The 18451-nt window shown below is 65.5% G+C and carries 20 protein-coding genes and 1 tRNA gene; 11 read left to right on the top strand and 10 right to left on the bottom strand.

The genetic code is table 11. The annotated features are described in order from the left end of the window. Positions 1–2: 2 nt before the first annotated feature. The 4 genes from QE360_RS15245 to QE360_RS15230 all read right to left on the bottom strand — a co-directional run bounded on the left by QE360_RS15245 (position 3) and on the right by QE360_RS15230 (position 3792). Complete coding sequence (locus QE360_RS15245; RefSeq protein ID WP_309702849.1) at positions 3–1202, bottom strand: rhamnogalacturonan acetylesterase; 1200 nt, start codon at positions 1200–1202, stop codon at positions 3–5. Beyond that, positions 1190–2005, bottom strand: a complete 816-nt coding sequence (locus QE360_RS15240) for a rhamnogalacturonan acetylesterase (RefSeq protein WP_309702846.1) — start codon at positions 2003–2005, stop codon at positions 1190–1192. The genes QE360_RS15245 and QE360_RS15240 overlap by 13 nt, the downstream gene beginning before the upstream one ends. A 104-nt stretch (positions 2006–2109) precedes the next feature. Beyond that, positions 2110–2913 carry an IclR family transcriptional regulator gene (locus QE360_RS15235; RefSeq protein ID WP_307098580.1) on the bottom strand — a complete coding sequence of 268 codons (804 nt, stop codon included), beginning with the start codon at positions 2911–2913 and terminating at the stop codon, positions 2110–2112. Positions 2914–3027: 114 nt separating this feature from the next. After that, positions 3028–3792 (bottom strand): SDR family NAD(P)-dependent oxidoreductase, encoded by a 765-nt coding sequence (locus QE360_RS15230; RefSeq protein WP_309702843.1) that lies wholly within the window; start codon positions 3790–3792, stop codon positions 3028–3030. Between the two features lie 175 nt (positions 3793–3967). On the opposite strand from QE360_RS15230, the gene rhmD reads away from it, so the two are divergent. The 11 genes from rhmD to QE360_RS15175 all read left to right on the top strand — a co-directional run bounded on the left by rhmD (position 3968) and on the right by QE360_RS15175 (position 14524). Continuing rightward, entirely contained in the window at positions 3968–5155 is a 1188-nt protein-coding gene (rhmD, locus tag QE360_RS15225) for an L-rhamnonate dehydratase (RefSeq protein ID WP_309702840.1), read from the top strand. 10 nt (positions 5156–5165) lie between these two features. Beyond that, complete coding sequence (locus tag QE360_RS15220; RefSeq protein ID WP_309702838.1) at positions 5166–6029, top strand: fumarylacetoacetate hydrolase family protein; 864 nt, start codon at positions 5166–5168, stop codon at positions 6027–6029. Further along, positions 6026–6775: an SDR family NAD(P)-dependent oxidoreductase gene (locus tag QE360_RS15215; protein WP_309702836.1), complete on the top strand. Its 750-nt coding sequence runs from the start codon at positions 6026–6028 to the stop codon at positions 6773–6775. Before QE360_RS15220 ends, QE360_RS15215 begins: the two co-directional genes overlap by 4 nt. Further along, positions 6775–7677, top strand: a complete 903-nt coding sequence (locus tag QE360_RS15210; RefSeq protein WP_309702834.1) for an amidohydrolase family protein — start codon at positions 6775–6777, stop codon at positions 7675–7677. Before QE360_RS15215 ends, QE360_RS15210 begins: the two co-directional genes overlap by 1 nt. A 41-nt stretch (positions 7678–7718) precedes the next feature. After that, on the top strand, positions 7719–8561 hold the full coding sequence (gene kduI, locus QE360_RS15205) for a 5-dehydro-4-deoxy-D-glucuronate isomerase (RefSeq protein ID WP_309702833.1): 843 nt from the start codon (positions 7719–7721) through the stop codon (positions 8559–8561). A gap of 5 nt (positions 8562–8566) precedes the next feature. Continuing rightward, complete coding sequence (gene kduD / locus QE360_RS15200) at positions 8567–9322, top strand: 2-dehydro-3-deoxy-D-gluconate 5-dehydrogenase KduD (protein ID WP_309702831.1); 756 nt, start codon at positions 8567–8569, stop codon at positions 9320–9322. A 63-nt stretch (positions 9323–9385) separates the two neighbouring features. Next, complete coding sequence (locus tag QE360_RS15195; RefSeq protein ID WP_309702829.1) at positions 9386–9877, top strand: nucleoside deaminase; 492 nt, start codon at positions 9386–9388, stop codon at positions 9875–9877. A 68-nt stretch (positions 9878–9945) separates the two neighbouring features. Further along, a tRNA-Pro gene (locus QE360_RS15190) sits at positions 9946–10022 on the top strand. Positions 10023–10119: 97 nt separating this feature from the next. Then, positions 10120–12111, top strand: coding sequence for a hypothetical protein (locus QE360_RS15185; RefSeq protein ID WP_309702827.1), 1992 nt, complete (start codon positions 10120–10122; stop codon positions 12109–12111). Between the two features lie 362 nt (positions 12112–12473). Beyond that, on the top strand, positions 12474–13475 hold the full coding sequence (locus QE360_RS15180) for an alpha/beta hydrolase (protein WP_309702824.1): 1002 nt from the start codon (positions 12474–12476) through the stop codon (positions 13473–13475). Beyond that, a complete protein-coding gene (locus tag QE360_RS15175) occupies positions 13472–14524 on the top strand; it encodes a serine hydrolase (protein WP_309702821.1) in 1053 nt (350 codons plus the stop codon). Before QE360_RS15180 ends, QE360_RS15175 begins: the two co-directional genes overlap by 4 nt. Positions 14525–14537: 13 nt before the next feature. On the opposite strand, the gene QE360_RS15170 is transcribed toward QE360_RS15175, so the two are convergent. The 6 genes from QE360_RS15170 to QE360_RS15145 all read right to left on the bottom strand — a co-directional run bounded on the left by QE360_RS15170 (position 14538) and on the right by QE360_RS15145 (position 18443). Then, the gene (locus QE360_RS15170; RefSeq protein WP_309702819.1) at positions 14538–15620 is read right to left on the bottom strand and encodes a DNA glycosylase AlkZ-like family protein; all 1083 of its coding nucleotides are present in this window, start codon (positions 15618–15620) and stop codon (positions 14538–14540) included. Positions 15621–15792: 172 nt separating this feature from the next. Then, a complete protein-coding gene (locus tag QE360_RS15165) occupies positions 15793–16272 on the bottom strand; it encodes a hypothetical protein (RefSeq protein WP_309702817.1) in 480 nt (159 codons plus the stop codon). A 35-nt stretch (positions 16273–16307) separates the two neighbouring features. Further along, positions 16308–16661: a hypothetical protein gene (locus QE360_RS15160; RefSeq protein WP_309702815.1), complete on the bottom strand. Its 354-nt coding sequence runs from the start codon at positions 16659–16661 to the stop codon at positions 16308–16310. Next, entirely contained in the window at positions 16658–17215 is a 558-nt protein-coding gene (locus QE360_RS15155; RefSeq protein ID WP_309702814.1) for a hypothetical protein, read from the bottom strand. Before QE360_RS15155 ends, QE360_RS15160 begins: the two co-directional genes overlap by 4 nt. A gap of 47 nt (positions 17216–17262) precedes the next feature. Then, on the bottom strand, positions 17263–17922 hold the full coding sequence (locus QE360_RS15150) for a hypothetical protein (protein WP_309702813.1): 660 nt from the start codon (positions 17920–17922) through the stop codon (positions 17263–17265). Continuing rightward, positions 17922–18443: a hypothetical protein gene (locus QE360_RS15145; RefSeq protein ID WP_309702811.1), complete on the bottom strand. Its 522-nt coding sequence runs from the start codon at positions 18441–18443 to the stop codon at positions 17922–17924. The genes QE360_RS15150 and QE360_RS15145 overlap by 1 nt, the downstream gene beginning before the upstream one ends. Positions 18444–18451: the final 8 nt, after the last annotated feature.

The following is an 18451-nucleotide window of genomic DNA, read 5'->3' as shown; positions in this document are numbered from 1 at the left end:
CGTCAATTTCCCGCAGGTCGTTCGCTGCTGCGCATCCCGCTGGCTGCAAGACTAAAGGTCTCGGGGGCGGGCGGATGGCTGGGGTCGAAAGACGGCAGGTCGCTTCGGACGAAGCGGGCGAGCGAGCCTAACGCCCGCATCCGCTCCGCGACGTCGCGCGCCAGGACCCAGGCGCCGTAATTGTCATGATGGGTCGCGTCACGGCCCTGATCGTTGAAGGCCAGCGGCGCGCGGTCCTTGCCCAAGGCTTCGTAGAAGCGGATCGAGTCCGCATTCAGGTCGATTACCGGCACCGCCGCCTCGGCCGCGACGGCGCGAACGGCGGCGGGATAGTCGCCCAGGCTGGGGTGGATATGCCCGTCCGCGCTCCATTGCCGCCGCTCGGGCGAAGTCACCAGGATCGGCGTCACCCCGCGCCGCCGCAATTCGGCGATATAGGTGCGCAGATAGGCGCGATAGGTCGTCGCGGCGTCGGCATAGGTCTGCGGCCACTGGGATTTCTGGTCGTTATGCCCGAACTGGATCATCGCGACATCGCCGGGTCTGGCGCTGGCCAGCACTTTGTCCAGCCGAAGCTCGGTCAGGAAGGATTTGAGCGTCTCTCCCGACTCCGCATGATTGGCGACCGCGATGGTCGGCGTCAGGAAGGCGGGCAGCATCTGGCCCCAGCTCGCGGCCGGTTCGGCCGGCTGGTCGGTCACAGTGGAGTCGCCCAGCAGGAACAGGGTCGGGACCTCGACAGGGGCGACGCTGACACGGCGAAGCGCGGGCGCCGGGCCGAGTATCTCCAGCGTCAGCCGATCGTCCCAGGCGAACGATCCGATCTCGCGCGGCTTGAGCCGCACCGCATCGCCACCCGGCGCGTTGGCGGGCGGGGGCGCGAGCGCGGGAGTGCGGACATTCACGATGAAGCGCCGGGTGACGAACTCGCCCGCACGCGTCCGGACCGCCTCCAGCATCAGGCGGCGGCTCTCGGCCTTGATCGTGGTGTCGCTCGCGTGGGCGGGATCGCCCAGCGTGACGGTCACGGCGTAATTGCCCGGCGGCACCACGACCGAAAAGAGGTGCGGATCAGCCTCGAACCCATGATCGCCGTCGAAGCCATGGCCGGCATTTGCGGCCATGACGAAGTCCCACACCGGCGCCTGTGCCGTGGCCATAGCCGACCCCGCCAGCGCCGCCAGGGCGATCAGCCGGCGCATGACGGCCCGCCCGCGGCTGTGGCGCGGGTCAGGCTCGCGCGCTTCTTCAGCACATGGCGGGCGATCGGCAAATGGGTGCCCGCCAATCCGCCCGCGACCAGATCGGCGATCCGGCGCGCGCCCAGCTCGCTGAAATGGGTGTCGTCATCCACCGCCTCGGCAAAGCCCGGCAGGCCCTCGCCCTTCGCATAATGGAGATAATAGGCCCGCGATCCGTCCGGCCCGAGCCCGTCGATCCAATGTTCCGACAAGGCGGCCAGGTCGATCAGGGGCACATGCTCCTGCACCGCCACCCGCCTGGCGGCGTCCGAATAGGTGGGAAAGCTGGGCACGACATGCCCGTCCTTGAACGCGCGACGCGTGACCGGGGTCAGCAGCACCGGCCGGGCTCCGGCGGTGCGTGCGACCGCGATGAAGCGCTTCAGATTACTCTCATATTCGGGAATGGGGGCATAGCGTTCGGGCTTCGCCTGGTTGGCGTCGTTATGCCCGAACTGGATCAGCAGCGTGTCGCCGGGCCGCAGGTCGCGGGCGATCGCGTCCAGCCGCCCTTCCGCCATGAAGCTCTTGGTGCTGCGCCCCGCCATCGCATGGTTGGCGATCGTGACCTCGGGCCCGAAGGCGCAGCGGAGCATCGTGCCCCATCCCGATTGCGGATATTTGTCGGGCCGATAGTCCTGCGCGGTGGAGTCGCTGGCGATAAACAGCCGTGCCGGGGGCAGGGGGGCGGGGGAGGCGCCGACGATCAGCAACGACGCGCAGGCCGCCCCTATCCTGACAGCCGTCCGATGACGCTTCGTCATGCACCCGCTCCCTCGCCCTGTCGTGGACCTGTTTCGATCCGCTTTCCTAAACTATGTGCCTATATCCCACATAGTGCAAGAGGGTTTTGGGATTTGGAATAAGATCAGCGGCGATCTTTTTCCCGCCATCCCAAGTCGCGGCTGATCGCATGTGCGGTCCCCAGCACATCGCCGGTCAGCGCGGTCATCCGCTCATCCGACATATATTGCGCGGCGCTCGAGACGCTGATCGCGGCGACGATACGACCGCTGGCGTCGCGGATCGGCGCGGCGACACAGCGTATCTGATCCTCATTCTCCTCAAGGTCATAGGCGCAGCCCAGCCCGACATAGCCGCGCATCCGCTCCAGCCAGACGTCATAGTCGGGCGCATGCGGATCGCCCGCTCGCTCGTCGTCGAAACGCTGGCGCCAGTGCTTCGCCTCGTCGTCCAGCATCAGCGCCTTGCCCAGCCCGGTGGAGGTCATCGGCTGGCGATCGCCCACGCGGCTGGAGATGTCGACGCGGCGGCGACCGGGGATCTTGTCGAGATACAGCGCTTTGTCGCCGTCCCGGACGCCCAGATGGACCGTGTCCTCGGACGCGGCGGCCAGCGCCTCGATATGATCGCGCCCGATCTGGACGACATCAGCCTGCTGCTGCGCCAGAAACCCCAGTTCGAGCAGCTTCGGCCCCAGACGATAGCCCTGGCGCGGCGTGAAGATCAGGAAGCGCCGGTCGATCAGCGCGCTGGCCAGCCGATGCGTCGTGCTGCGCGTCAGCCCCAGCCGCTCGGCGAGTTCGGCCAGCGCGATCGGGCGGTCGGACACCTCGTCGATCAGGTCGAGCCCGCGCAACAGGGTCTGGCTGCCCGTCGGGCCCTTGGTCTCGCCGGTTTCGGTCTTGGGGGATTTGGCGGATGCGGGCATGGAAACATCTTCTCCTGACGCGCCGCATTTGTTGCCAGCGCGTACCATATTGTGGAAGTGTTTGCCTTTCTCACGTCCGCATGTCGAGGGGAAAGCGCCATCCCCCGCCCGTGCCTATTGCAGGTTCACAAATGCGCCGCCATCGACCAGCAGGGCTGCGCCGGTCACATAGCGCGCCATGTCGGAGGCCAGGAAGACGGCGGGTCCGACCATATCCTCCGGCACGCCCAACCGGCCCAACGGCACGCGGCCCTCCATATAGCGACGCTTGGCCTCGTCGGCCAAATCCTCCTTGTTGATCTCGGTCAGGATGGTGCCGGGAAGCAGCGAGTTGCAGCGAATGGCATGACGCCCCAGCGCGATCGCCGCCGATTGCATCAGCGAGTGCAGGCCCGCCTTGGTCGGGGTATAATGGGTCTGAAACTCGCCGCCGACCAGCGCCGAGATGGAGGAGACCGCGATGATCGATCCGCCATGCCCTTGCTCGACCATCTGCCGCGCCGCCGCCTGGCACATATAATAGCCGCCATGCAGGTTGACCCGCATCGTCCGCTCGAACGTCTCGACCGGCATATCGAGAAAGCCGTGGAACGGACAGATGCCCGCGTTGGACACCATGACGTCGACCTTGCCCAGCGCCTTTGCGGCCCGCGCGATGAAGTCGGTCGCGGTGGCGGGATCGGCGACGTCGCCCTGGATGGCGACCGCGCGCCGCCCATGCGCCTCGATCCCCGCGACGCATTGGGCCGCGCCGTCCGAATCGCGCGCATAGTTGATCGCGACGTCCGCGCCATGTTCGGCCGCACCGATCGCGATCGCCCGGCCGATCCCCGTGGAGGCACCGGTGACGACGACGGTCTTTCCTTCCAGCAGTTTCACGGCCTTGCTCCTCATCCTGTCCACCGGCTCACCTTGGCCATCGGTTTTCGCAAAACAAGCGATTGACGCCCGAAGTCTCAACAATTAGCATCCTATTCCATAAAGTGAGAAAGTAAAGCCGGGAGGATCGGATGCGGGGCGGTGGCCGAACGACGCAAGCCAGCGAGGGTGGGCGATGACCCTCTCGCGGATCAAGCATGTCCGTGCCTTCGTCGCGCGCGGTGCGGGCGCGGATTATCACGATCAGGGCGCGGGCCACTGGATCGACGACCACATCGCCACGCCGATGAGCCGCTATCCCGAATATCGCCAGTCGCGGCAGAGTTTCGGCATCAACGTGCTGGGCACGCTGGTCGTGGAGATCGAGGCGGAGGACGGCACGATCGGCTTCGCGGTGACGACCGGGGGTGAGCCCGCCGCCTATATCGTCGAGAAGCACCTCGCTCGCTTCCTCGAAGGACGCTCTCCGGTCGAGGTCGAGAAGATCTGGGACCAGATGTATTTCTCGACCCAATATTATGGCCGCAAGGGCCTGGTCGTGAATGCAATTTCCGGTGTCGACCTGGCGCTGTGGGATCTGCTGGGCAAGCTGCGCGGCGAGCCGGTCTATCACATGCTGGGCGGCGCGGTGCGCGACGAGCTGCAATTCTACGCCACCGGCGCCCGGCCCGATATCGCCCGCGAACTGGGCTTCATCGGCGGCAAGCTGCCGCTCCACCACGGTCCCGCCGAGGGGCTGGAGGGAATGGAGAAGAACATCGCGCTGCTAGCCGACATGCGGGCCAAGTGCGGCGACGATTTCTGGCTGATGTACGATTGCTGGATGGCGCTCGACCTCGATTATGCCACGCGGCTCGCGCATCGCGCCTGGAACGAGTGCGGGCTGAAATGGATCGAGGAGGCGCTCAGCCCCGACGACTATTGGGCCTATGCCGAATTGCGCAAAAAGGCGCCGCCGGGCCTGCTGGTCACGACCGGCGAGCATGAAGCGACCCGCTGGGGTTTCCGGATGCTGATCGACATGGGTTGCTGCGACATCATCCAGCCCGATGTGGGCTGGTGCGGCGGCGTGACCGAGCTGATCAAGATCGCCAACTATGCCGACAGCCGGGGCGTGATGATGATCCCGCATGGCTCATCGGTGTATAGCTATCACTTCGTCATCACCCGGTACAATTCGCCCTTCGCCGAATTCCTGATGATGCACCCCGGCCCGACCGAGGTGGTGCCGATGTTCGCGCCGCAACTGCTGGGTGAGCCGGTGCCGCAGAATGGCCGTATCCGGGCCAGCGCGCTCGACAAGCCCGGCTTCGGTGTCGAACTCAACGCCGACGTGCCGCTTCACCGCCCCTATACCCATTGAGGATTTTCGCATGAAACTCTGCCGTTATGGTCAAAAGGGCGCGGAAAAGCCCGGTCTCGTTGATGGGCAAGGTCGGATCCGCGACCTGTCCGGTGTGATCGACGACGTCACGCCCGCCACCATCACGCCCGAAGCGCTGGAATGCCTGCGCACGGTCGATCCTGAAACGCTGCCGCTGGTCGAGGGCGATCCGCGCTATGGCGTCCCCGTCGCCGGGATCGGCAAGTTCATCGCCATCGGCCTGAACTATGCCGACCATGCCAAGGAATCGGGACTGGAGCCGCCGCCCGAGCCGATCTTCTTCACCAAGGCGATCTCGTGCCTGACCGGCCCCAACGACCCCGTGATGATCCCCAAGGATGCCGAGAAGACCGACTGGGAGGTGGAGCTGGGCGTCGTGATCGGCACGACCTGTCGCTATGTCGAACAGGCCGATGCGCTGAACCACGTCGCGGGCTATGTCCTGGCGAATGACGTGTCCGAGCGCGCCTTCCAGAAAGAGCTTGGTGGTCAGTGGGATAAGGGCAAGGGTTGCGATACGTTCGGACCTGTCGGTCCCTGGCTGGTCACGCCGGACGAGGTCGGCGATTGCCAGGAACTGGACATGTTCCTGGACGTGAACGGACGGCGGATGCAGACCGGCAATACGCGGACGATGATCTTCCCGGTCGCCGAATGCATCGCCTATGTCAGCCGCTTCATCACCCTTCATCCGGGGGACCTGCTGATCACCGGCACCCCGCCGGGGGTGGGCGAGGGGCACAAGCCCGACAAGATCTTCCTCAGGCCCGGCGACACCATGCATCTGGGCATCGCGAAGCTCGGCGAGCAGCGGCAGACCTGCATTCCCTTTGCGATGGAACTGCCCGCGTGACCCTCTTCGAGGGGCGCTTTGCGGGGCGGTCCGCGATCGTCACGGGGGCGGCATCGGGGCTGGGCCTCGAAGTCGCGCGGCGGATCGTCGCCGAGGGCGGATCGGTGGCGCTATGGGATGTCGACAGCGAGAAACTTGCGGAAGTGGCGCAGGATGTTGGCACAAAACACTGGCAATCCTTCGATATCGCCGATTGCCAGGCGGTCGAGCATGCCACCGTCGCCAGCGTGGCGGCGTTGGGCAAGGTCGATATCCTCATCTGCTCGGCGGGGATCACTGGCGCGACGGCCTGCGTCGAGGACTATCCGCTCGACAGCTGGCAACGGGTGGTCGAGATCAATCTGAACGGCGTCTTCTATTGCTGCCGCGCGGTCGTGCCGCATCTGCTCGCGAACGGCTATGGCCGGATCGTCAACGTCGCGTCGGTCGCCGGCAAGGAGGGCAATCCCAACGCCTCGGCCTATTCGGCTACCAAGGCGGGGGTGATCGGCTTCACCAAGTCGCTGGGCAAGGAACTGGCAGGCAAGGGGGTCATCGCCAACGCGATCACGCCCGCGACCTTCGAAAGCCCGATCCTCGCGCAACTGCCCAAGAGCCAGGTCGACTATATGCGCGGCAAGATCCCGATGGGGCGGCTGGGGCAGGTGAGCGAGACGGCGGCGATGGTGTGCTTCATGGCGTCGGAGGAATGCAGCTTCACCACCGCGGCGACCTTCGACACCTCGGGGGGGCGGACGACCTTCTGATGATCCCGTTCGTCGATGCGCATATCCATCTGTGGGACCTGGAGCGGCTGCGCTATCCATGGCTGACGCCGCCCTTTGCGGATGATGGCCCCAACGGTTCGGTCGAGGCGATCGCCCGGACCTATCTCCCCGCCGATTACAGGCGCGAGATGGCGCGGTGGAATGTCGTCGGCGCGGTGCATGTCGATGCGGGCGCCCATCCCGGTGATGCGCTCATGGAAACCGAATGGCTGGACGGCTTGGCCGATGCCGAGGGGCTCCCCGATGCGATCATCGCCTTCGCCGCGCTCGACGCTCCCGATCTCGACAGTTTCCTGGCGGCGCACGCCCGGCACCCCCGCGTGCGGGGTATCCGCCATATCGTCAACTGGCATCCCGATCCCCGGCGAAGCTATACCCAGCGCGACGTGACCCGCGACGCTGCCTGGCAGAAAGGCTTCGCCAAGCTGGCCGATCATGGGCTGTCCTTCGACTTGCAATGCTATCCGGGCCAGATGACCGCGCTGGCCGAACTGTTCGCCCGCCACCCCGATATTCCGGTGATCGTCAACCATGTGGGCATGGCTGTCCTAGATGACCCGGACGGCTTTGCGGATTGGCGGCGGGGGCTGGCGGCGCTGGCGGCATGCCCGCAGGTGTCGGTCAAGCTGTCGGGCTTCGGCTTTGCCCGGCGCGACGCGACACCCGCCTTCGTGCGTGACACGGTCCGCACCGTGATCGACCTGTTCGGCACCGACCGCGCGATGTTCGCCAGCGACCTGCCGACCGACCGGCTGTTCGGCGCCATCGATGCGCAGATGGACGCCTGTCACGCCGCCGTCGCCGACTTCAGCGAGGAAGACCGCCGCGCCCTGTTCGGTCGCAATGCCGACCGCATCTATCGATTGGGACTCGGCTGCTGACCGCGCCCGGCTATTCACGCAGGACCATGGGAGTTTCGAGCATGTACGACCGCACCTACTACGCCACCCATCCCGACATGATGGCATGCGTCTCCAACGACGAATTGCGCGACCGTTATCTGATCCCGGACCTGTTCCGCACCGGCGAGTGCGTGCTGAACTATACCCATGCCGAGCGGTTCGTGATCGGCGGCGTCGCGGTGGGTGACACCCCGGTCAAGCTGCCCGACCAGAAAGAGCCCGCATCGGCCGCAGGTCATCCTTTCCTCGAGCGCCGCGAACTCGCCATCGTCAATGTCCGCACCGCCGAGGGACGCGTCACGGTCGATGGCGAGGTCTTTGTGCTTGGCAACAAGGATTGCCTCTATGTCACTATGGGCGCTCGGGAAGTCCTGTTCGAAGGGCAGGGCGCCCGCTTCTATCTGGCGTCCTGTCCCGCGCATAAGGCGTTTCAGACCCGCAAGCTCGGTATTGCCGATGCCAACGCCCTAGAGCGCGGCAGCCTGGCGGAATCCAACGAGCGCACCATCTTCCAGCTCGTCATTCCCGGCGTGTGCGACAGCGCGCAGCTGGTGATGGGGCTCACCGTGCTCAAGCCCGGCAGCGTCTGGAACACCATGCCCCCGCACATTCACGAGCGCCGCAGCGAGATCTATTTCTATTTCGAACTGGACGATCTCGCCAACGACCGGGTGATGCACTTCATGGGGGAAGGCGAGGCGACCCGGCATCTGGTCGTCAAGAATGAGGAAGCGGTGATCTCACCGCCTTGGTCGATTCACATGGGGGCGGGGACCAAGGCCTATGCGTTCATCTGGGCGATGGCGGGCGAGAACCAGGATTACACCGACATGAACGTCCTCGATATCTGCCAGCTGGCCTAAGAGTCATGACGTATACATTTGATCTTGCGGGTAAAGTTGCAGTCGTCACCGGCGCCAATACCGGCATAGGGCAGGCGATCGCGGTGGCCTTGGCCGCGGCCGGGGCGGAGGTCGCCTGTGTGGGGCGTACCCCCGCCGAGGAGACGGCGGAGCAGATCCGGGCGCTGGGTCGCCGGGTCGTCCTGATCCCGGCCGATCTGTCCACGATCGCCCCCGTGCAACAGGTGGTCGACACCACCCTGGCCGAACTGGGACGGCTCGATATCCTGGTCAACAATGCCGGGATCATCCGCCGGGCCGACGCCGTCGACTTTACCGAAGAGGATTGGGATGCGGTTATCGACACCAATCTGAAAAGTGTGTTCTTCCTGTGCCAGGCCGCCGGGCGGTACATGATCGGGCAGGGGAGCGGCCGGATCATCAATATCGCCTCGATGCTGACCTTTCAGGGCGGCATCCGCGTGCCGAGCTATACCGCATCCAAAAGTGGCGTAGGCGGGCTGACCAAGCTGCTCGCCAATGAATGGGCCGCCAAGGGGGTGACCGTCAATGCCATCGCGCCGGGCTATATCGCGACCAACAACACGGCGGCACTTCAGGCAGACGAAAGCCGGAACAAGGCGATCCTGGACCGTATCCCGGCGGGGCGCTGGGGCAACCCCGCCGATCTGGGCGGGGCGGCGGTGTTTCTGGCGAGCGACGCGGCCGCCTATGTGAACGGGCATATCCTGGCGGTCGACGGGGGCTGGCTGGCGCGCTGATCGTCGGGGCAGGGTGCCAACCCCGGCCATGGACCGGCAACGCGACTGCCGCGTTGAAGGCTCATGATACAGGAAGACGAACAATGGATGCGCCAGGCGATCGCGGTCGCGCGGTCCAAGGGCTCCGATCCCGCGACTTCACCGCTCGGGTCGATCATCGTCCTGAACGGACATGTAATCGCCGCCGAGCGCAACCAGACCCATGAGCTCCCCGACGCCACCGCCCATGCCGAGATGATGGCGATCCGTCGCGCCTGTCAGGGGACTGGCGAGATGGAACTGCGCGGCGCGACACTCTATTCGACGCTACAGCCCTGCGGGATGTGCACCATGGCCGCGATCTGGTCGAAGGTGGGGCGGGTCGTCTATGGCGCCGGGCGCGAGGATGTGCACGCCATGTATTTCGAGGCGCGCCATGTCGACACGCTGTCCTTCATCGGTGATGCCTATCGCGACGACATCGTGATCGAAGGCGGCTGCCTGCGTGAGGAATGTGCGGGCCTCTATTACCCGCCCGACGCCGACCTGCCGCGTGAGGAGCAGGCGAACCTGTAGGGGAAGTGCGTCGGGATCAAATTCCCCTTGCGCGTACCGCCCCGCTTCCCCTAAGGGCGACCCCCTGTCGGGGAGTGGCGCAGTCTGGTAGCGCGCCTGCTTTGGGAGCAGGATGTCGCAGGTTCGAATCCTGTCTCCCCGACCATCCGCTTGCAAGTCTCTGATTTCGCGTCTTAACGGCGGCGATCAGGGACAGTTGTACCCCCGACTGTACCCCTCGCTGTACCCCTTGGGGTGGCGGAATGGGCTTTTCGAACGTAGGTTTGCGCGGCAGTCGCTATTGGTGGCGCAAGAAAATGACGGTCGCTGGCGTGCGGTTAACGCTGGCGTTACCCATCGGTGCGATGAGCTTTACGGACGCACGGGTGATCGCCCTGCGCCTAGGTTCGGTGGCGGAAACATTGCGCATGGGGTATGGCGAGCGATCCTCCGGGGTAAGACCCGACCAGCTCAAGAAGGTATTCAGCGACGCGCTGCGCTGGCAGTTGCAGCGCATCCTCGAGGATCACATCGCCAGCAGCACCCCCGCCGCCGATCACGCCAGCCTCAACTCTCGCTATGCCGAGGCATGGACCTTCCTGTCGAAGCGCGGCGTCGATGCGAAATGGTCGCTCGATGACCATGAGCGCCTGATCGACACCGGCTGGGACAAGCGAGAGGCGAAGGCTGTCGCCGATACGGTCTTCGATCTCCAGAGCGGTAGCCCCGTCTCCGCACAGCAGATCGACACCTATGTCACCAACTTCGGGATCGCGCCGACGACCACGAACCTCGACAAGCTGCGCGTCACGATCTGCGCCGCTAAAGCGGTGGCGTGCCGCAAGGCGACGGCGAACCTGTCGGACGGAGAGGTGCCTGCGAAATGGGTCGACGAAGCGCTCGCAGACGATACGCCGTTCGCGTGGGCAATGTCATCGGCGCAGCCGTCCGCATCATTCGAAGCAAGATCGAGCAACGACCCAGTGCCGCCGGCAGTCGAGCCCGTGCCGGTCAAGGCGAAGCAGCGTCTCACTGATGCGGCCGACGCTTGCATCGCGGTCCACCAGGGCCAGCGCGCTTGGGACGCGGTCACGGTCCAGCAGGTTCGAACCGCCATTCGCCTGTTCGACCATGCCTGTGGCGGCGACGTCTTCATCGAGGACATCGCGCAGGAGCATGTGACCGCCTTTATAGAGCTGTGCCGAGCCCTCCCCAATCGCTGGGGGCGCACGACCGAGGAACGGGCGGGTGGGATCGCTGCGAGCCTCGAACGGGCCAAGGCCATGGCACCGGACATGCTCGGCGTGTCCCAGATCACGATCAACAAACACATCACCTGGATCACGGCCGTTCTCGATCATGCCGAAGGCGCGAACGATGAGGAGGGACATCGTCCCGCTGAACCGATTACCTTCAAAAAAGCTCGAAAAGGCATCGGTAAGAAGGCGCGCCAACAGCGGAAGCGTGACCGGGAAAAGCGTGCCAACTGGACCAAGCAGGAGGTTCGCCAGCTGCTGTCCGCCCCGATCTGGACCGGGACAGCTGGAATCGATAGCCGCCTGAAGCCGGGCAGCGAGATCCTACACGACGCCTGGTATTGGCTGCCGTTGATGCTGCCTCTCTACGGCGGTCGCAGTTCGGAGCTCGCGGGCCTGCCACTCAGCCATGTGCATGAGGACGAGCCGATCCCGTATCTTCAGATAGACTTCACCGAAGACCGGGGACTGAAGAACGTTCAGTCCGTCCGCAAGCTACCAATCCATCCCGAACTCATCCGACTGGGGTTCATCGACTATGTGCGGGCAATCCGTGCGGCGGGCTGCACCATGCTGTTTCCAGAAATGGCCTCGCTCAGCAGTTCCAGCTTCGCGAGCACTTTCTACAAGAGCATCTTTAAACCGTGGCGGGCATGGGCGTTTCCCGAAGGAACGCCGTGGCGGCATCAGGTGGGCGGCGCATGGAAGGACAAGGACGTCCACAGCTTCCGCGGCACCGCCACCTCAATGCTGAAAGGCGTCGTGCCGGACAGCGTTCGTTGCGACATCTTCGGCCACGAAGGTGAAACCGAGACGGCGCGAACCTATGACGAGGAGGCGAATCTGTCGATCAAGCTGGAGGCGCTCAAACACCTTACGCCGCTGACCGAGCATATCCCGGCAACCCTGCCAATCCGGATCCGTCCCGCGAACCGGCTGAAGTTCGGGGTACGGGTGCCCAGTCGGTTGGGACGGCCAAAGGCCACCAAGCAAGAGTGACCCAGAATTTTTAAAAGTCTTCTGCCATCAGCGGGATAGTCGCGCGGACTGATCATTTGCTCCGCTGCCTCTTTAAAAGAGGCAGTTACGAACCAGGTTGATATCATGTTCGTCGTCGTGCGGCGCGGGGGGCGATCAGACTATCCGTAGGGCCGGCAAAAGCGACATCACCACGGTAACCGGGTCTAACCGTCCTGTGCTGTCGAGACGCCGAGCGGTTACGCGGATTGTTGATCTCCAGGCCATGAACGGGCGTCGCAACGAAGCTACTCGCTATCGCGTGAGCTCCGATCGCTACGTCCACGCCTCGATAGAAGAAGCGCTTGCAGGGATATTGGCATCGCGACCGGTGTTACCCTTTGATGCTTCATCCCTTTCTCGCTGCCGCCGCCTGTTCGGCCCTGCTTTCAACCGTTGCCTCGGCGCAAACCGTGCCGCTCGGTGCCAATCTGGAGCGATTGGACTATCCTGCCCCCGTGCATTGGTTCGAGGCGACGTCACAGGGCCATCCGGTTCGCATGGCCTTTCTCGACTGGCCGGCGACCGCCAAGCCCAACGGCACGACGGTCGTCCTGCTCCATGGCAAGAACTTCTGCGCCGCGACCTGGGGCGACACCGCGCGTGGGCTAGCGGCTACGGGCTACCGCGTCATCGCGCCGGATCAGATCGGCTTTTGCAAATCGTCGAAGCCGGTCGACTATCAGTACAGTTTCCACACCATGGCCGCGCTGACCGCAGCGCTGCTCGACCGGGCCGGGGCTGGCAAGGTCGTGCTAGTCGGCCATTCGACTGGCGGCATCCTCGCCACCCGCTTCGCGCTCCTGTACCCTGAGCGGGTCGCGAAGCTGGTGCTGGTCAACCCGCTCGGCCTCAACGACACTTTAAGCGAGGGCGTGCGCTATACCGACCTCGGCAAGCTGCGCGACGAGGAGGCGAAGACGGACGCGTCATCGATCAAGGCCTATCAACTCCGCAACTATTATCATGGGGTCTGGCGGCCGCATTACGATCGCTGGGTCGCCATGCTGGCCGGGCAATATGCCAGCCCCGATGGCGACACGGTGCGCGACGCACAGGCCCGTCTGACCGATATGATCCAAACCCAGCCGGTCGCCGCCGAACTGCCGCGCTTAGCGGCCCCGACCACGCTCATCATCGGCCAGCGCGACTTGACGGCCTTTCGGGCCAATAGTGCGCCCGAGGGCCGGCGCGCCCGAGTCCGCACCGTGCCGCAGGCGGCCGAGGAGGCGGTGAAGCGCATTCCCGGCGCCCGCCTGATCCGCCTGGACGATCTCGGCCATTCGCCGCAGATCGAAGCGCCCGTCGAGTTCCTGCAAACGCTTCGTTCCGCGATCGCGCCGTGAAGCGTTATGCCTGCGCGCTGGCGCTCCTCCTCGCCAGCGGTTGCGATGCTGCACCTACGCCACGGCAAGCGGCCATGTCCGGCCGGGTCGAGACGCGTGGTTTGGACAGCGCTATCCTCGCCGCCAGCGTTGCCCAAGCCCGCCGGCTTCCCCGACTTCGGTCTCTGCTGGTCCTGCGCGACGGGCAGGTTCTGGCGGAGCAGCGCTTCAACGGCGGGCCGCCGCTCGACCGGCCGGTCAATATCAAGTCCGCGTCCAAGTCGGTCCTGTCCGCGCTGGTTGGCATCGCGATCGCTAAAGGCGTGCTGATGGACGTCGATCAGTCCGTGTTGTCGGTGCTCGGCAGCGCTGCGCCGCCCGATCCCGACCCGCGCCTTGCCCTGCTGACCGTCGAGGACCTGCTGACGATGCGCGCGGGACTGGAGCGGACGTCGGGTGAGAATTACGGGCGCTGGGTGTCCAGTCGCAACTGGGTCCGCTTCGCCCTCGCGCGCCCGTTCGTCAATGAGCCGGGCGGCGCGATGCTCTACTCGACCGGCAACACGCATCTGCTGTCGGCGATGCTGACCCGCGCGTCGGGACGCGACACCCACACGCTGATGCGCGACTGGCTGGCGGAGCCGCTCGGCATCACCATCCCGCCATGGTCGCGCGATCCGCAGGGTATCTATTTCGGCGGCAACGACATGATGATGTCGCCGCGCGACTTGGCGCGGTTTGGCGAGCTCTATCGCTTGGGTGGCGTGATCGACGGACGACGGATCGTGCCTGCGCGCTGGATCGAGGAAAGCTGGACCCCGCGCACCGTATCGCCATGGAGCGGCGGGCAATATGGCTATGGCTGGTTCGTCGGCACCAGCCGCGGCCATCCGCTGCGCTTCGCCTGGGGCTATGGCGGGCAGATGCTGTTCATTGTGCCTGACCTCAAGCTGACAGTCGTCATGACCTCCGATCCAAGCGGCGCGCGGGATAATGGCCATATCGCCGCGCTCCATGCGCTGCTCGACGATGGCATCGTGCCCGCCGCCGAGCGGGGTGGAGCAACGTGACGGGCGAAGACGCTCAACCGCGATGCACGACCGTGCCGATGCGGACGGCGTCCAAACCGAGCCATGCCGCCATCCGGTCTAACTCAACCTGAAGCCGGAGCAGCGTATCGGTGGGCGCCGCTGGTTCCAGCGTGATACGGTGCGCGAGCAACATCCTCGCCTGCCGGTCCGCCTTCAGATCAACCCGCGCGACCAGCGCCTCGTCCATCAGGAAGGGCAGCACGTAATAGCCGTGCATGCGCCGATCCTGCGGCACATAGATTTCGATGCGATAGTGGAAGCCGAACAGGCGTTCGGTGCGGGACCGCTCCCAGATCAACGGGTCGAACGGCGCGAGCAAGGCAGCGCTGTGCACCCGGCGTGGCATGGTCACGTCGCGATGCATCCACGCCTTCTGGCTCCAGCCGTCGACCCGCACCGGCACGAGCACTCCGTCTTCCGCCAGATCGGCGATGGCGTGATCGGCTTCGGGGGGTTTCAACCGAAAATAGTCGCGCAGGTCGCTGGCGGTGGCGATGCCCAAAGCGCGGGCGCTGCGTTCGATCAGCGCACGTTGCGCCGCCTCGGCCGACGGCGTTGGGAGTGCCAGTACCGCCGGCGGGATGACCCGCTCGGTCAGGTCGTACAGGCGCGCAAAGCTGCCCCACCGGGTCGCGGTGGTGATCTGCCCGGACCAGAACAGCCATTCGAGCACGTGCTTGACGTGGCTCCATTCCCACCAGCTGCAGCGGCTGGACCCGTTCTCGAAGTCGGCGGCCGCCAGCGGGCCTTCGGCGGTGATCCGTTTCAGCACGGCGTCCGCCTCAGCCCGGCGCTCCGTCGCGAACCGCCGCAGCGCCTGATAGCCGATCTCGCCTCGCTCTGCCCGCGCCATGCGCCAGCGGAGCAGTGGGTGGAGGTCGAGCGGCAGCAGCGACGCCTCATGCGCCCAATATTCGAACATCCGCCGCTGGCGTTTCGGCCCCCATGCATCACCCTCCAGCAGGGCACGGTCGTAGCCGCCGAGCCGTGAGAAGGCCGGCAGATAGTGCGCCCGCGTCAGCACGTTGACGCTGTCGATCTGGAACAGGTTGAGCCGTTCGGCGGCGCCCCGCAAGTGGCGAGCCGACGGGCACTCGGGCCGGGATCGCCCGAAGCCTTGCGCTGCCAAAGCAATCCGACGTGCTTCGCCTGTTGAGATGATCATGACAGGCGAAGATCACGTCTGACCGCTAAGCGTCAATCCTGCAGCTCCGGCGCGATATCTGCCCTGTTACGCGGGGACGTGGTCACGGAGCGCAACCTGTCCTGCGACGTCGACGCCATCGCGAACGAGCATCGCCAACTTCGTGGCGGCACGATCGCATCCGGCCGCCAGCGACGCCGGTCGACCCCGCACCTGCACGATCTCGCCCTGCAGTACCTTGAAGTGGGATTGAGCCCCCATCCTGCGGCACGATCACCGCGCGAGCCTTGCCCGGGACGAGCGACAGGCGACATCCCGTCGAGACATAGCAGATGGTGTCGCGCGGCAGCATGACGGTGATCCCGGTCATGACAGGCACATCGTCCTCACCGATAGCGAATTCGAGATAGACAAGATCGACCTGTGCCTCGACCGCTGTGCGACCGAACGCAATTTGCTGGCCATGGTTGAGTGGATCGCCGGCGAGGATCATCAGGCCGGGGTTCATGATCTTGTTGCCGAGCAGGAGCTTGGAAACGGCAGCGACATGGGCGCGGACATGAGCGGTCTGGTCGGGGTTCATGGTCTGTCTTCCTTGTTTCATCCCCACCACGGGGATCACATCGACTTGCCCATCCCCCTCATCTTCTTCCCTCCACCGCGATCGCGCCGTCGATCGGCCCGCACGACGGGCGGTTCAACCGGGACTGAGCACCCCGGTCCTATGTAAAGCTGCATCGCGATCCGCCGCAGGACAGCACCGTCGAGCGCGTGCGCCCCATCAGCGACGCGCATCGCTAGGACCGGCTCGACGGCCGCGGGGCAGATGACGGCGGCGACCGCCATCACGCCTCGCGTACCCGGCCCCGCTGCCGCCTGCTGCCAGCGCTCGCCAATCAGCACGAGCAGCGGAAAGGCGATGACGAGCGCCCAACACGCCTGCCGCAGCAGGCGGGGCATCGGCACCGTCATGAGCGATCCTCCCCGTCCGCAGGGCCGGATGCCGTGCCGCGCTCGCCATGGACCAGCATGCGGATGGCCCGGACCAATCCGTCGGCGCGTTCGTGGGCCGTTCGCCACGGTACCTCTTCCACACGAAGATAGCGCGCTGTCAGCCGGAACCCCGAAGCGGCGGTGCTGTCCCGTTTGTCCGGTGTCGGCACGAGCCACAGGCCAGCGTCGACATCGACCCAGAGCGTCAGCATCCAGTGCCAGGTGACCCACCCGCTGTGCCACAGGCCCAAGGCGAAACCCGGCATCGCGTCCTCCGAGGGTGTCCTCACGATCAGCGCATCGGACCGGGTTTCCACCAGCGCGCTGTCCATCGTGGCGATGGACGCGGCGAGATTGCCGACGGTCGTCGTGACCAGCAGATGGTTCGCCTCGCTATAGAGGCAGCCGGCGAGCGGCAGGCCGAGGTCGGCCGGCATGTCGGTCAGCCGCCACCCCGCCGCCTGCGCCAGTGTCCGCACGACGTGCGAGTTCATCGCCTGGCCGATCCGCGGCCAGGGTTCGTTATCGTTCATGATGTTTCCCGATGATGGTGTTAGTTCGCCGACTCCCGTCGGCGCGGTCAGGCGTGACGCCGGTCGGCCTGGAACTGGCGAAAGGCGTTGCCGACCAGGGCATGCGCCTTGTCGGTAGCGAGCGGTGTCACCCATTCGCCAAAGCCGAGCGGGGTCAGTCGCCTGGGTCCAGCGAGTAGAACATGGACATGCGGCGGGCTGGCACTGCCGGCCCGGTGGGGGGCATGCTGGACGAGCAGCGCGGCCACCTCGAACGGATCGACGATCAGCCGGCGGGTGAAGTCCCGGACCAGTTCATACTGCTCATGCAGTCGCGCCGTCGGGAAGGTGAAGGTCAGATAGGCGAGCAGCGCCTTGGCCTTGACCGGCAGTTCGGCGTCGACCGTCTCCATCAGGATACGTGGATCGGACAGCCGGTCATCGGCCCCCGGCGGCAACAGCACCTCGGCCCGCGCGGCGGTCAGCGTCCATGGCGGCGTGTCGGGTGGCGCACCAACGGTCAGTTTGGCGGCGGCAAAGGCCGCCGCGCTGTTCAGGTGGCCGCGAAAGCTGGGGCGCAGGCAGCCATACATGACACGGGTCGCATCGCGATCGGTATCATCGCCAGTCAGCACCAGCCAGCTATGCGGGTTTGCCGGATCCGGCAGGCACCCCGGGTTGACCTCGATGCTGGGCGTCGCAGCTGCGCGCTTGGCCTTCGCCCGCATCAGATCGCACCTTGCGGATACAGGCGTTCGGCCACGTCGGACGCGGCGCGGTAGATGCCGTCGGCGCGTTCGGCGAGCGTTTCATAGGGCGGCACCAGATAGAGCTCGAGGCCGTGCACCTCCAGCCGGATCGCGCCGCCGAACCCGAACGGTACCAGCCACAGGCCGCCATCGTCGTGGCGGTAGAGCGCCAGGTCCTCAAGCTTGAAGGGGGTGAGGCCGCCGCCCGCCAGCACGACATCGATCGACACCGGCAGCAGGTCACCGCCGGTCAGGCAGCAGCGCACCAGCATCACATCGATCGACTGATCCGCGGCGAGCCGTTCGATCTTGCTACGGAACATGGGTGCGGCGACGCAGGTGAATGACAGGATCACCGACTGGGCGTCGAACAGCAGGGTATCGGCGGGCATACCGCCGCCCGATACCAGGGCAGGCACCTCGGGTTTGCCAAAGCCGGTGGCGAGATAGTGGAGAAGCACGTGCGGCAGCGAGTGCACGGGGTTGGTCAGGGATTGCATTACAGTTC

The sequence above is a fragment of the Sphingomonas sp. SORGH_AS_0789 genome, assembly GCF_031453055.1.
GTDB lineage: Bacteria > Pseudomonadota > Alphaproteobacteria > Sphingomonadales > Sphingomonadaceae > Sphingomonas.
This window is presented reverse-complemented; position numbering and strand designations above follow the sequence as displayed.